This window comes from Negativicutes bacterium (genome assembly GCA_018052945.1).
Taxonomy (GTDB): domain Bacteria; phylum Bacillota; class Negativicutes; order JAGPMH01; family JAGPMH01; genus JAGPMH01.
In genome coordinates, this window is sequence record JAGPMH010000009.1 from 15,721 (window position 1) to 30,956 (window position 15,236).

Sequence of the window (15,236 nt, forward strand, 5' to 3'; positions counted from 1 at the left end):
AGTGTAGTATCATTTTGGGCTTATGTTAGAAATAGAGAGGTGAGTTGTTTGTCAAACTGTGGCATAATAACAAAAGTTTATGAAGACGGTCTAGGTTTTGAATTAGGGTTAGAAGTTGGCGACAAAATTTTAGAAATTAACGGACAAGCTTTAAATGATATTATTGATTACCGCTTTGCGTTAGCGGATGAAGAAATAGAACTGTTAATTGAAAAAGCTGATGGTGAACAAGAAATAATTGAATTCGATAAGGATTATGATGAAGAACTAGGAGTCGAATTTGAAAGTGCTGTTTTTGATGGAATCAAAAAATGTGCGAATAAATGTATATTTTGTTTTGTAGATCAAATGGCGCCCAAAATGCGTAAAACATTATATGTTAAAGATGATGATTATCGGATGTCATTTTTATATGGTAATTTTATAACTTTGACAAACTTAAGTACGGTACAACTGGAGCGAATAAAAAGATTACATCTGTCGCCCTTATTTGTTTCAGTGCACACTACTGACGGTGAATTAAGAGCAAAGATGTTAAATAATAAAAATGCAGCTAATATTATGAATAATATTAATGCTTTAATAAAAGCCGATATTGAGCTTCATACTCAAGTTGTATTATGTCCAGGGGTTAATGATGCTGATTATTTAGAAAAAACGATTAGTGATTTAGTGGCTTTACAACCGCAGGTGTTATCATTAGCGATAGTACCGGTGGGGCTAACTAAATATCGTGAAAAATGTTATAAATTAGAAAAATTCACTAAAGAACAGGCGCAGGATATTGTTAAAGTAGTCCGCACTTATCAAGAAAAAAACCGTAATAAACATGGACATTCTTTTGTATATTTAGGTGATGAGTTTTATTTGTTGGCACAGATGCCTATTCCAGAGACTGAACTGTATGATGGCTTTCCGCAATTGGAAAACGGTATTGGTTTAGTGAGAAATTTTATTGATGAGTGGGACAGTGTAGATAATAGTGATTGCAATGATTATCAAGAACCGATATACTTAGATATTGTGTGTGGAAAATCAGCACAGCAAATATTAGAAAATTTAGTGTCGGAACTAAAGGTCAATAATTTAAATTTACGAGTAGTAAGTATTGAAAATAATTTCTTTGGTAAAAATATAAATGTTTCAGGCTTATTAACCGGTAACGATATTTCTCAACAGCTAAAAAGTGTTGATGGTAATAGAACCGGAGTTATAATTCCTAGAATTGCTTTACGTAATGATGAGGATGTTTTTTTAGATGACTATAGCTTGCAGGACTTGGAAACAGATTTAAAGACTAAGGTTAAAGTTGCTTCGTCTGGCGCGGAATTGAAAGATATTTTATTGAATTGGAAATAAATAAGGAAACAGGTGATAAAATGAGTAAACCGATATTAGCTATTGTTGGTCGTCCTAATGTAGGTAAATCAACTTTATTTAATCAAATTGGTAAAAAAAGAGTATCGATTGTTGAAGATATTCCGGGAGTGACAAGAGATCGAATTTATCTGGATGCAGAATGGCTTAACACAGAATTTACTATGATTGATACCGGTGGAATCGAAATTGAAACTACCGATCATATTTTGACATGTATGAGACATCAAGCACAATTAGCGATTGAAGAAGCTGATGCAATTTTATTCGTGGTTGATGGTAAAGCCGGCTTAACTAATGCCGATGAAGAAGTTGGTCATATGCTGCGTAGCAGTAAAAAACCGGTATTGTTGGCTGTTAACAAAATTGATAGTCCTAGCAATGCGCACGATGTGTATGAATTTTACAATTTAGGATTAGGAGAACCAATTCCTATTTCTGCTACTAATGCACTTAATTTAGGAGATTTATTGGATAAGGTTATTGAAGCTTTTCCGAAAGAAGCCCATGAAGAAAAAGATGAAGACCAAATTAGTATTGCTGTAATCGGTAGACCTAATGTTGGGAAATCATCTTTGGTTAATAGATTAATCGGTCAAGACAGAGTTATTGTCAGTGATATTCCAGGTACGACCAGAGATGCAATTGATACGCATTTTATGAAAGATGATACAAAATTTTTATTAATTGATACCGCTGGGATGAGACGAAAATCAAGAATTGATTTGCCGATTGAACGTTATAGCGTAATTAGATCTTTAAGAGCGGTTGATCGTTCTGATGTTGTTTTAATGGTGATAAATGCAGAAGAAGGCGTAACGGAGCAAGATAAAAAAATTGCCGGTTATGCCCATGAAGCTGGAAAAGGGATAGTAATTGTTGTTAACAAATGGGACTTAGTTGAAAAAGATAGTAAGACATCGCTAAGATTTACAGAAACAATCAGAAATGAATTGATTTTCATGCAATATGCACCGGTTTTATTTACCTCAGCGTTAACACAACAACGTGTAAATAGAGTTACAGACTTAGTAAAATATGTGGCAGAGCAACAAGCGATGAGAATTCAAACTAGTGTATTAAATCAAGTAGTCAGCGATGCGATAACCATTAATCCACCACCGGCTCATCGTGGCAGAAAAATGAAAATTTATTTTGCAACTCAAGCTGATATAAAACCACCGACCTTTATATTTTTTGTCAATGATCCGGAATTAATGCATTTTTCTTATTTGAGATTTTTAGAAAATAAATTAAGAGAAAGTTTCGGTTTTGAAGGAACTCCTTTAAAATTAATTGTTCGTGGACGAAATGAAGATGAAGATTAGAGGTTTGCTAAAATGGAATTTATAATTATTTCATTTTTAATTTATCTTATCGGGTCAGTGCCATTCGGCTTGATTATCGGTAAAACTTTTTATAATAAAGATCTGCGAGAATATGGTAGTAAAAATATTGGAGCGACTAATGCTTATCGGGTTTTAGGAGTAGTTCCGGCCTTAATAATATTTTTAGCAGATGCTTTTAAAGGAAGTTTAGGCGTATGGTTAGGGTTAAGTTTTAATGAAACTGTGCCACTTTATGCTATTTTGGGCGGAATTTTTGCGATAGCTGGACATAATTGGTCGTTATTTTTAAAATTTAAAGGTGGCAAAGGGGTGGCGTCCGGTCTTGGCGTTATTGCGATGCTTGTTCCAAAAGTTACGGCGATAGTACTGATATTATGGATTGCTATTACTGCTGTAACAAGATATGTTTCTTTGGCTTCGGTAGTAGCAGCATTTATGGTACCGGTGCTGACATATTATTTTGATTATGCCGTTGAATATTTATATTTTGCTGTTTTGGCAGCAATATTTGTTATTTATAAGCATAAAGAAAATATATATCGTTTAATAAATGGTACGGAGCTGAAAATAAATTCAAAAAAATGATTTAAACAATAAATTATATAGGGCTTTTATAGCCCTTTATTTTTATATTAGGTGAAGGAGCGTGGTTAATGTGGTTAAAGGTGATATTAGTGGTTTACGAAAAACTGTGATAAGTGAGATTGAAGCATTAGCGGAAATTGATATTCCTGTTGGACAAATAATAACCAACCAATTAGCTGAATTATTAATAGATTTAACCAATAGAATTAATCGCGAAATTGTTGTATATGTAAATAGACGGGGAAAGATTGTGCAAATTTCTGTCGGCGATATTAGTACGGCGGCTTTGCCGGAGATTGAAGGACGCAAATCATTGTATCGCTTATCTGGAATAAGATGTATTCATACTCATCCTAACGGCGATAGTTCCTTAAGTACTCCTGACATATCGGCGTTAAGGCAAATGAAATTTGATTTAATGGTTGCCTTAGCACAGCATAATGATATTGAAATAAGCTTAGGTTTTTTAACCGGTGAAATCGATGAAAATCAGCAATTTAAAGTGCAAGGGCTAGAAAAAACAAGCTTAAATGAAGTAAGCAAAATTAATTTAACCTATCTAACTACTTTAATTGATAAAAATTTAACGGCAAATAATAAAACTATATTAATAAAAGAACAGGAACAAGCTGTATTGATTGGAATTGACCAAGGCAAAGGGTTATGGTCAATAGAAGATTCGTTGGAAGAATTAAAACAATTGGCGAAAACAGCAGGGGCAGAGGTTGTAGCTAAGACTTATCAAAAGAGGGATAAACCTGATAGTGCGTTGTTTTTAGGTAAAGGTAAAATACAAGAAATATCATTGTTAGTGCAAGAACATAATGCTAATTTAGTGATTTGTGATGATGAACTAAGTCCCTCGCAGCAACGGAATTTAGAACAGGTTCTTGGTGCAAAAGTTATTGATAGAACCGAATTAATCTTAGATATTTTTGCCCAAAGGGCACAATCTCATGAAGGTAAGTTGCAAGTGGAATTGGCACAATTAAAATATAAGATGCCACGCATTGGTGGACAAGGTTTAGTGCTATCAAGGCTGGGCGGTGGGATTGGTACAAGAGGCCCTGGCGAAACAAAATTAGAAGTTGATAAACGTCGTATTAGATCGAGAATTAATGATATTGAAAAATTGATTGAAAATGTAAAGAAACATCGGCAGTTACACCGCGAGAATCGCATAGCCAGTAATATTCCAACTATTGCATTGGTAGGCTATACCAATGCCGGTAAATCGACATTACTTAATAAATTAACAGCAGCGGAGGTATTAGCGGAAGATAAATTATTTGCGACGCTTGATCCGACAACACGTAAGATTGTCTTGCCTAATGGTCAGGAGGCATTGCTTACCGATACTGTTGGTTTTATTCAAAAATTACCACATCAATTAGTTTCAGCGTTTCGAGCGACCTTAGAAGAAGTAAAAGTTGCCGATTTATTACTGCATGTTATCGATGCTAGCCATATAAATTATGAAGAGCAAATGCAAGCGGTAATTAGTGTTTTAAAAGAATTGAAGATTGTTGATAAACCAACTGTTTTGGTTTTTAATAAAGTTGATAAGATCGATGAAGAAATTACGATAAATAAATTATTGCAATATCATAACAGTGTTGCTATTTCGGCGAAAGATGGTCAAAAGCTAGAAAATTTAATGGACTTAATAGAAACTTTTTTTGCGGAACAACAAAAAAAGTTGAAACTATTAATACCTTATGACAAAAGTGCCGTTTTATCTCAAGTGTATGCGCTAGGTACTGTTGCTAGCAGTGAGTATGTAGAAGCCGGAACATTGTTAGAGACTATTTTGCCGAAAGAATATGTTAATAAATTTACTGAATATATAGTAGGAGAAGATTAAGGATGGAGCCATTTTCAAAAAATATTTTACAACAAAAAAATGAGGCAGTTAAAGCATGCTTTGATTTATTTCATAGTATTGATAATATTGCTGAAGTCAATACATTAAAAGTTTTAAATGCTTTTCGTAAACACAAGATTTCAGAACTGCATTTTAAAACAACCTCAGGATATGCTTATAATGATTTAGGAAGAGAAAAGATTGAAGCGGTTTGGGCTGATATTTGTGGTGCTGAAAAAGCTTTATTTAGAACACAATTTGTCTCTGGGACACATGCCTTAGCAACAGTGTTATTTGGTATATTAAGACCAGGCGATGAACTTTTATCAATAACTGGAGCTCCTTATGACACAATGCAAACAGTTATTGGTCATCAAGAAAAAGTAAGTGGATCTTTAAAAGATTTTGGGGTAAGTTATGCTGAGATTCCAATGCTCAATGACAAGGTTCAAATTGATAAGTTTGAAGATTATATCAAACCAAATACTAAAATGGTTTTAATTCAAAGATCGCGTGGTTATAGTATGAGAGCTCCTTTAACAGTTGCTGAAATCAAGGAAATTTGTCAAAAGGTTAAAAACGTAAAAAGTGATTGTATTTGTTTTGTTGATAATTGTTATGGTGAATTTGTTGAGGTGATCGAACCAACGGCAGTTGGTGCTGATATTATGGCAGGATCACTTATTAAAAATCCTGGTGGCGGGATTGCACCAACCGGGGGTTATATTGTTGGCAAAGCGGAGTTAGTAGAATTAGCAGGCTATCGTTTAACGGCGCCGGGGATTGGTGATGAGCTGGGGGCTTCGTTAGTAGATAATCGACTATTGTTTCAAGGTTTATTTATTGCACCACATATTGTAGCGCAAGCTATAAAAGGAGCAGTTTTTGCAGCGGTATTTTTCAGTAAATTAGGTTATAATACTGTGCCGTTACCACAAGAACAACGTAGTGATATTATTCAAGCAATTGAGCTTGGTTCGAAAGAAAAGATGGTGGCATTTTGCCAAGGATTACAAAAATATTCACCGGTAGATGCGTTTGTTAGTCCGGAACCGTGGGATATGCCAGGGTATAGTGATCAAGTTATTATGGCGGCCGGTACTTTTGTCCAAGGGGCATCAATTGAACTTAGTGCTGATGGTCCGATTAGAGAACCCTATATTGTTTATTTACAAGGCGGGTTAACGTTTGAACATAGTATTATTGGGATGATGGGCGCGGCCCAAGCAATTGAAGATTTAAAATAATAGTTAAGCATCTGGGTTTATTGGAAACTCAGATGCTTATTAAATAATAAATGTATTTATATTTTAGGATAATTTTAGTATAATGATTATATGTTTTTATTTTTATAAGGAAAAGGATGATTAAATGTTTGGACCAGATATGATTTTTCGTTTGCCGGCATTGTTAATTGCATTAACTATACATGAATATGCTCATGCCAGAGTGGCCGTTGCACTGGGTGATCCTACACCGAAATTTCAAGGCCGTTTAACTTTAAATCCCATTGCGCATTTGGATCCGATTGGGCTGATTATGTTATGGTTAGTACAATTTGGCTGGGCGAAACCGGTAGAAGTAAATGCTCGAAACTTTAAAAATTGGGATAAGGATATGATGTGGGTAGCATTAGCTGGTCCTGGTTCTAATATTTTAATGGCATTTACTGCAGGACTAGTTTATGCGTTAGTAAATAAATTTGGAGTTAATGTTGATGCGCTAAATCAAATTTTAACATTAACTTGTATCTATAATATTTATTTTGCAATTTTCAATTTATTACCAATACCGCCTTTGGATGGTTCAAAGGTATTGTCGAATTATTTGCCGAAAAAATATGCCTATGAATATAATAATTTTGCTCGGTATGGAACTTTTGTTCTAATTGGCTTAGTATACCTTGGTATTGTTGGTTTTATTGTTTCTCCAATCAGTAAAGTCTTTTTACATATGATTAACACTATGATTAATATTATTTTATAAGCAGAGGAGATTTTTAATGAGTAAGGGACGTATTTTTAGTGGGATGCAACCATCCGGAAAATTTCATTTAGGAAATTATCTTGGAGCATTGGAAAATTGGGTTAATTTACAAGATGAATATGAATGTTTTTTTTCGATAGTGGATTGGCATGCTTTAACCTCTTCATTTGAAGATACTAGTAAATTACCTGAGCATATTCACAATATGGCATTAGATTGGCTTAGTGCCGGTCTTGACCCGGAGAAAAATGTTATTTTCATACAATCTGATGTTAAGGAACACGCAGAACTACACTTGCTGTTATCAATGATGACGCCGTTGTCGTGGCTAGAAAGAGTGCCTACTTATAAAGATAAAATACAACAATTAGGTGATCAAGGTAAGGACATCAATACTTATGGCTTTTTAGGCTATCCGGAATTGATGACTGCTGATATTATTTTGTATAAAGCTGATACTGTGCCGGTTGGTGAGGATCAGATTCCACATTTAGAATTATCAAGAGAGATTGTAAGAAGATTTAATAATCTATATAAACCGGTTTTTGTGGAGCCACAAGCTAAACTAAGTAAAGCTTCGCTGTTACCTGGCGTTGACGGCAGAAAAATGAGCAAATCTTACGGCAATGAGATCCCGTTTGCGGCTAGTCCGGATGAGTTAAAAGCTAAAATCAGATTAATGGTGACAGATCCTAAACGCGTAAAGAAAACTGATCCCGGTGATCCAGATGTTTGTGTTGTTTTTAAATTTCATAAGATATTTAATACGATGCAATGCGATGAAATATCTTGTTCTTGTCGCGAAGCCACTATGGGCTGTGTGGAGTGTAAAAATCGCTTAGCTGATGTGATGATTGGAATTTTAGCTGATATGCATGTTAGAAGAACTGAATATGAGAAAAATCCTGCAAAAGTTAAAGAAATTTTAGCATATGGTGCTGAACGAGCAAGAATAGTTGCAGCAAGTACAATGGCTGAGGTTCGTGCGGCGATGAACTTAAAATAATGAATGCCTATAAAGTGAAACTAGAAGTCTTTGAAGGACCGCTGGATTTATTGATGCATTTAATTGAAAAAAGTCAAATAAATATTTATGATATTCCAATTGCAATAATAACAAAACAGTATTTGGACTATTTGGAACAAATGCAGGAATTTAATGTTGAAATTGCCAGTGATTTTTTACTGATGGCTGCAACTTTACTACAAATTAAATCAAGAATATTGTTGCCACGGGTGGTTAGAACTGAAAGCCAAGAGGAAGAGGATCCGAGGCAAGAATTGGTAGATAAGCTTATTGAATATCGTAAATTTAAAGAAGTAAGCAGTCAGCTTGAAACATTAGCTGATAAGCATTCACAATATTTATTTCGTAAACCGGAAAAAGGAGTTTTGCAATATTTGCCACCGGAAGATTTAAGTGTGGAATTACTGCTAACGGCTTTTACGACCTTATGGGAAGCTGGTATTGAAGAATTTGCGATTGTCAAACGCGAAGAATTTACAGTTCAAGATAAAATGAAAGAAGTCATTTTGTTATTACGAAAAAGTAGCGGTGAAATTGAGTTTAACGATGTGATAACTAGAGCTGGCACTAAAGATGAAATCATTACTACTTTTTTAGCATTATTAGAACTGATAAAACTAAAAAAAATTTTAATAAAGCAAGAATATCAATTTGCTAATATTAGAATTTTGCTTAGAGAGGTAGGCATTAATTAGTGTTTTATACTAATTTAAAGGGTAATTTAGAAGCCTTGCTATTTGTTAATGGTGATCCTTTATCATTAAAAAGAATTGCGGAAATTTTGGAAGTTGATCAGGAAAATGTTAAGTTATTACTGGCTCAACTTATCCAGGATATGAATCAGCAAGAACGCGGTTTAACTATTATTGAGGTTGCCGGCGGTTATCAGCTTTGTACTAAGCCTCATTTAGCTGGATTTTTAGAAAAATTAGTGCAAATTAAAGAAAATAAGTTATCAATCCCAGCACTAGAAACTTTATCAATTATTGCTTTTAAGCAACCGATAACGAAACAAGAAATTGAAGCTATTAGAGGTGTAAGAGTAGATAAAGTTCTTGCTAATTTGTTGGAGCGTAACCTTATTAAAGAGTTAGGACGTAAAGAGGCAATTGGTAGGCCAATAATTTATGGAACCACTGAAGTTTTCTTAAAATGTTTTGGCTTAAAGAGCTTAGAAGATTTACCGGAATTGCCGGAGTTAGAAGAAAAATAAGATTATTTTTTAAGCCTGGTTTTTCCGGGCTTTTCTATTGCTTTAATTATAACAGGAGGGGTTAATAATGTTGAAAATGGAGAAAAAATGGGAATTGCCAGTAGAAGCAGCTCCTGAAAAAATTAAAGAAATAGCAACATTATTTAATCTTTCAGAAGCGGTAGTTAAGGTGTTATTTAATCGTGGATTTTATCAAGCTGAAACAATAAAGGATTTTTTAGAAGTAAATGCAGCTAATTTTCATGATCCGTTCTTATTAAAAGATTGTGCGGTGGCAGTTGAGCGAATTATCAAAGCAATTACCGCAGGCGAACTAATTACAATCTATGGTGATTATGATGTAGACGGTATCACCTCAACCTCGTTGATGGTTAAGGTTTTAACAGATTTAGGGGCAAGGGTTGATTATTATATTCCCGAACGCCAAAGTGAAGGGTATGGCTTAAATAGTGAGGCTTTAAATGCTATTTATGATAATAAGAGTAGTCTTTTAATTACTGTTGACTGTGGAATCAGTGCTGTGGCAGAAGTTGAAGCAATCAGTGATAAGCTAGATATAATAATAACTGATCATCACCAGCCGCCAGAAGTATTACCTAAGTCTTTTGCAATAATAAATCCGAAGCAAGTTGACTGTACTTATCCTGAAAAAAACTTGGCGGGAGTGGGCGTCGCTTTTAAGTTATGTCAAGCTTTATGGTTGGAGCTAAAAAAAGAAAATTTAATGAAATATTTGGATTTAGTAGCAATCGGAACGGTGGCAGATATTGTGTCACTCTTAGGTGAAAATAGACTTATTGTAAAATTAGGCTTAAAAGAAATAACAACAACCTCCAATGTTGGATTGAAAGCCTTACTACAAAGTTCAGGACTTTCTCACAAAAAAATTGATGCGGGGAAAATTGGTTTTATTATTGCACCGCGTTTGAATGCGGCTGGGCGAATGGATAATGCTAAAATTGGCGTCAAATTATTAACTACTGAAAGCTTAGTAACAGCACAAGAGCTAGCAATTGTGTTGGAAAACGAAAATAATAATCGGCAACGGACTGAAAAAGATATTTTAGAAAAAGTTGATAATATGATAATAAATGGCAATTTATATCAAGATCAGGTTATTGTTGTTGCTGGTAGTGATTGGCATTCTGGGGTAATTGGCATTGTTGCTTCGAGAATAGTGGAAAAATATTATCGTCCAGTTGTTATTATTAGCAAAAAAGATGGGGTTGGCAAAGGATCATGTCGTAGTATTGAAGGCTTTAATATATATGAAGCCCTTGATGAATGTAGTGAATTGTTAGTGCAGTTTGGTGGTCATAAACAGGCAGCTGGTTTAACGATTAAAGTTGAAAACATAGCGAAGTTTCGGCTTAAAATAAATAAATTGGCCGAAATGAAATTAACGATAGATGACTTTAAGCCCAAAATTAAGCTTGATACTGAAATTTATTGCGAAGGGATAACTGAGAAACTACTAAATGATTTAACAATGCTTGAACCTTTTGGTATGGGTAACCCTAAACCGGTATTTGTTAGTAGTGAAGTTTTAATAAGAGAAGCGAAAAAAATCGGAGCGGACGGTAAACATTTAAAATTTAAAGTTGGAACCAATGGAAAAGAATTAGAGGCTTTGGCTTGGAACTTAGGAGCAATAGCTGACGTTTTTAGTCATGAAGATAAAATAAATATCGCTTTTTATCCTGAATATAATGAATGGCAAGATAGAAAAAGTATTCAGCTAAAAATATTGGATTTAAAATACCAATATAATGTAAAGAATGATATTAATAATTTATATAGTAATAGTTCTGTTGAAGGAAAAACTATAAACAAACTTGATAAATTCTTTACAAAAATCGTAGGTATAACTTTTGAAAATCGCCAAGAACTAGTTGCTAAAATAAAAATCGGCGATAAATTAGCATTAATTAATGAGAATGATAATGAATTCGATTCCAATGCGATAAAGGTTGTAAGTCCTTATGGGGTATTAGGCTATTTAAGAAGCGAAATAGCGGAAATGCTAATGGAAGCAATATCTGAAGGGGTAAAATATGAGGCGGTTGTAACCAATATAACGGGGACTGAAAATCAATATAACGGTGTAAATATCTTGGTTAATAAATGTGAGTTAACTGAGTTAAGATATAATAAAAAAATTGACTTAAGCACAATTAATGAAATTTTGCTAGGTAGCTTAAAGTTTCATCCGATCCAAATGCAAGCCATAGATTTATTGGACAAGGGTAAAAATGTGCTGGCGATAATGGGGACAGGACGCGGTAAAAGTGCAATTTTTCAAGCAAAAGCAACCTTGTTGGCTAATAATAACCACAAAACAACTATAATAATATACCCACTGCGAGCCTTGGTAAATGATCAATTTATCAATATGAACCGACTATTAAAAGACTTAAATCTAAAAATAGTTAAAGCTAATGGAAGCTTAACCTTACAAGAACGAGCTGAATTGTTTTTTGCGTTAAGTAATGATAAAGTTGATATATTGTTAACTACCCCTGAGTTTTTGGAAGCAAATTTAGCTAAAATTAATATTCCGGTCAATAAAGTTGGGTTAGTAGTTATTGATGAGTGTCATCATATTTTAGATACTGTAAGACCTGCTTATAAAAGGTTAGAAAGAATAATAAATTACTTTAATAATCCAGTAGTCTTAGCCTTGACTGCTACTGCGAGCCCTGCGATGGTAACAGAGCTAAAAAAAAGGTTTAGCATTGATGAAATTATTATTGATAAAAATGTGCGAGAAAATTTAAATGTTGTTGATTTGCGTAATATTGCTGATAAAATAGATTATATTAAAGAATTAGTACAACGAGATGAGAAAAATATAATATTCGTTAATAGTCGTAAACAAGCAGTAGATATTGCTGTTAAATTAAGAAGCTTGTGTAATGTTAATGCGGATGAAATTGCTTTTTATCATGCTGGGCTTTCGGCAGATTGGCGGCTAAAAGTTGAACAATGGTTTAGAACTGGAGAAGTTAAAACCTTAGTAGCAACAAGTGCTTTTGGTGAAGGTGTAGATTTTTTTGATGTAAGAAATATAATTCAATATCATTTGCCGTTTAATTCCACGACTTTTAATCAGCAATGTGGTCGAGCTGGTAGAGATGGGAAAGAAAGTTTTATTCACTTGCTGTTTGGTAAAGATGATATTAGTTTGAATAATTTAGTATTAAAGGATAAAGCACCTGATCGAACTTTAATCGGCAAAATTTTTCTATTATTAAAAGACTTGATAAAAGCTGAATTTACAGATTTAACGAATCATGAAATAGCTGAAAAATTTATGTTAAAGCATAAGGAGAATATTAGTGATAAGGCTGTGGCTATCTGTTTAAAGATTATGGAAGAAATAGGGCTATTGTGGCGTGAAAATTTTGGCGTTAGGCGGAAAATATTCTTTAACACTATTCCTGACAAAAAATTAAACTTAGAGGATTCCGCTACTTATTTAGAAGGTGTTTACGAAAAAACTGAGTTTTTGGAATTTGCTGATAAAATAACTAAAGCGCAGTCTTATGAAATTTTATCGTGGATAAATAAGCCTATTTATCCGAAAGATTTGTAGTTAGATTATGGCAGATGAGGTTGGTAATATGAGTAATGTTCAAAATGATATAAATACAATAATTGAAAATATTTTACAGTATCAGCCGGGAGCACCGATTGATACTGTAAAAAAGGCTTTTCAATTGGCTGAAACTGCTCATACCGGACAGCTTAGAGTTTCTGGTGAAAAATATATTAATCATCCAATTGGCGTAGCAAAAATTTTAACGGAATTGCAAATTGATGCTATTACTATTAGTGCGTCACTATTACATGATGTAGTAGAGGATACTACTTATACTTTAGCGGAAATGCAAGAAAATTTCGGTGAAGAAATTGCCATGTTAATTGATGGTGTTACGAAATTGAGTCGGATTGAGTATAAATCTAAAGAGGAACAACAATTAGAAAATTATCGCAAGATGTTTTTGGCGATGGCTAAAGATATTAGGGTTGTTTTGATAAAATTAGCGGATCGATTACACAATATGAGAACGCTAAAGCATATGTCGGAAGAAAAACAAAAACGCATTGCGCAAGAAACCTTGGAAATTTATGCACCACTTGCTAACAGACTAGGGATCTCCAATATTAAATGGGAACTAGAAGATTTGGCGTTAAGATATTTAGAGCCTGAGACATACTATGAATTAGTAGAAAAAGTAAAGCAAAAGCGTCAAGAGCGTCAAGAGATGATTGACGAATCGATTGAAATATTAAATGAAAAATTGAGTTCGGTGGAGATAAAATCAGATATTCACGGCCGCCCAAAGCATTTTTATAGTATCTATAAAAAAATGCGTAAAGGCAATAAAGATATTAATGAAATCTATGATTTATCAGCCATTAGAATTTTAGTTGAAAATGTTAAAGATTGTTATGGGGCATTAGGTGTTGTTCATACCTTATGGAAACCGATTCCTGGCAGATTTAAAGATTATATTGCTATGCCTAAGTCTAATATGTATCAGTCTTTACACACTACTGTGATTGGAACAAAAGGTTATCCTTTGGAAATTCAGATTAGAACTTGGCAGATGCACAAAGTTTCTGAATACGGGGTGGCGGCACACTGGCGGTATAAAGAAGGTGGCAAAAACAGTGATAAAGATTTTGACCACAAGGTATCATGGCTTAGACATTTGATTGATTGGCAACAAGAACTTCGTGATCCGCGAGAGTTTGTCGAAGCACTAAAAGTAGATGTTTTTGCCGATGAAGTGTTTGTTTTTACGCCGAAAGGTGATGTGGTAGATTTACCAGCAGGATCAATACCATTAGATTTTGCTTACCGAATTCATACTGATGTTGGTCATCGTTGTATTGGTGCTAAAATAAACGGAAAAATTGTACCGTTAGAATATAAATTGGTTAATGGTGATATCGTTGAGATTATTACAACTAAGCAAAATAATGGACCTAGTCGAGATTGGCTAAATATTGTTGCTTCACCTGATACCAGAAATAAAATTAGATCATGGTTTAAAAAGGCAAAGCGTGAAGAAAATGTGGCTAGAGGGCGTGAACTAATTGAAAAAGAAAGTAAACGCTTGGGTTATGATTATAAAGATTTGCTGAAAGGTGAAAGATTAGCAGAAGTAGCGAAGAAGCTAAATGTATTAAATGAAGAAGATTTATTGGCAGCATTAGGTTATGGTGGAGTAACTATTAATGGTGTGATGGCAAAGCTGATTGAAGTTCATAAAAAAGAAGTCAGAAGTAATACGCCACAAGATATTTCGCAAATGTTGGAAGGGCTTAAGCCTAAAAATACTAAACCGCGCAAAAGTCATGGGGTGTTGGTAGAAGGAGAGGCTGGACTATTAGTTAGACTAGCCAGATGTTGTAATCCAATACCGGGTGATATTATAACTGGTTATATTACTAGAGGCAGAGGTATTTCAGTACATTGCTCAGATTGTCCTAATGTGCTAAACTCCAACGATGAATATGAAAGAATGATTGAAGTAAGCTGGGATATTAATATTGATACTAAATATAAAGTAGCAATTGAAATTATTTGCTCTGATAAGGCTGGAGTTTTAAATGAATTAATGATGGTGCCATCAGAAAGCAAAGTCAATATTAGTTCGATTAATGCAAGAACTCATAAAAATAAAACGGCCACTGTTAATTTTAGTTTAGAAGTTTCTAATGCTCAACAGGTCGAACGGATTATGACAAAATTACGGCGAGTAAAAGATGTATACAGTGTTTATCGTGCTATTGCGTCTAATTAACAGATTTCTGGAGGAAATA

At 34.0% G+C, this 15,236-nt stretch carries 11 protein-coding genes; all 11 read left to right on the forward strand.

Features of this window, described 5'->3' with window-relative positions; all coding sequences use genetic code 11:
* The first annotated feature begins 48 nt into the window (after positions 1-48).
* The 11 genes from KBI38_02485 (at position 49) to KBI38_02535 (ending at position 15,217) form a co-directional block, all read left to right on the forward strand.
* Positions 49-1,359: a DUF512 domain-containing protein gene (locus KBI38_02485; GenBank protein MBP8628930.1), complete on the forward strand. Its 1,311-nt coding sequence runs from the start codon at positions 49-51 to the stop codon at positions 1,357-1,359.
* Positions 1,360-1,379: 20 nt separating this feature from the next.
* Positions 1,380-2,705, forward strand: coding sequence for a ribosome biogenesis GTPase Der (gene der / locus KBI38_02490; GenBank protein MBP8628931.1), 1,326 nt, complete (start codon positions 1,380-1,382; stop codon positions 2,703-2,705).
* 12 nt (positions 2,706-2,717) lie between these two features.
* On the forward strand, positions 2,718-3,311 hold the full coding sequence (gene plsY, locus KBI38_02495; protein MBP8628932.1) for a glycerol-3-phosphate 1-O-acyltransferase PlsY: 594 nt from the start codon (positions 2,718-2,720) through the stop codon (positions 3,309-3,311).
* 61 nt (positions 3,312-3,372) lie between these two features.
* Complete coding sequence (gene hflX, locus KBI38_02500) at positions 3,373-5,175, forward strand: GTPase HflX (GenBank protein MBP8628933.1); 1,803 nt, start codon at positions 3,373-3,375, stop codon at positions 5,173-5,175.
* A 2-nt stretch (positions 5,176-5,177) separates the two neighbouring features.
* Positions 5,178-6,422: a methionine gamma-lyase family protein gene (locus KBI38_02505; GenBank protein ID MBP8628934.1), complete on the forward strand. Its 1,245-nt coding sequence runs from the start codon at positions 5,178-5,180 to the stop codon at positions 6,420-6,422.
* Positions 6,423-6,546: 124 nt separating this feature from the next.
* Positions 6,547-7,161, forward strand: a complete 615-nt coding sequence (locus KBI38_02510) for a site-2 protease family protein (GenBank protein MBP8628935.1) — start codon at positions 6,547-6,549, stop codon at positions 7,159-7,161.
* A gap of 16 nt (positions 7,162-7,177) precedes the next feature.
* Positions 7,178-8,167 (forward strand): tryptophan--tRNA ligase, encoded by a 990-nt coding sequence (gene trpS, locus KBI38_02515; GenBank protein MBP8628936.1) that lies wholly within the window; start codon positions 7,178-7,180, stop codon positions 8,165-8,167.
* Positions 8,167-8,883 carry a segregation/condensation protein A gene (locus tag KBI38_02520; protein ID MBP8628937.1) on the forward strand — a complete coding sequence of 239 codons (717 nt, stop codon included), beginning with the start codon at positions 8,167-8,169 and terminating at the stop codon, positions 8,881-8,883. The genes trpS and KBI38_02520 overlap by 1 nt, the downstream gene beginning before the upstream one ends.
* The gene (scpB, locus tag KBI38_02525) at positions 8,883-9,401 is read left to right on the forward strand and encodes an SMC-Scp complex subunit ScpB (protein MBP8628938.1); all 519 of its coding nucleotides are present in this window, start codon (positions 8,883-8,885) and stop codon (positions 9,399-9,401) included. The genes KBI38_02520 and scpB overlap by 1 nt, the downstream gene beginning before the upstream one ends.
* 67 nt (positions 9,402-9,468) lie before the next feature.
* Positions 9,469-12,996: a single-stranded-DNA-specific exonuclease RecJ gene (gene recJ / locus KBI38_02530; protein ID MBP8628939.1), complete on the forward strand. Its 3,528-nt coding sequence runs from the start codon at positions 9,469-9,471 to the stop codon at positions 12,994-12,996.
* Between the two features lie 28 nt (positions 12,997-13,024).
* Positions 13,025-15,217: a bifunctional (p)ppGpp synthetase/guanosine-3',5'-bis(diphosphate) 3'-pyrophosphohydrolase gene (locus KBI38_02535; protein MBP8628940.1), complete on the forward strand. Its 2,193-nt coding sequence runs from the start codon at positions 13,025-13,027 to the stop codon at positions 15,215-15,217.
* The last annotated feature ends 19 nt before the right edge of the window (positions 15,218-15,236 follow it).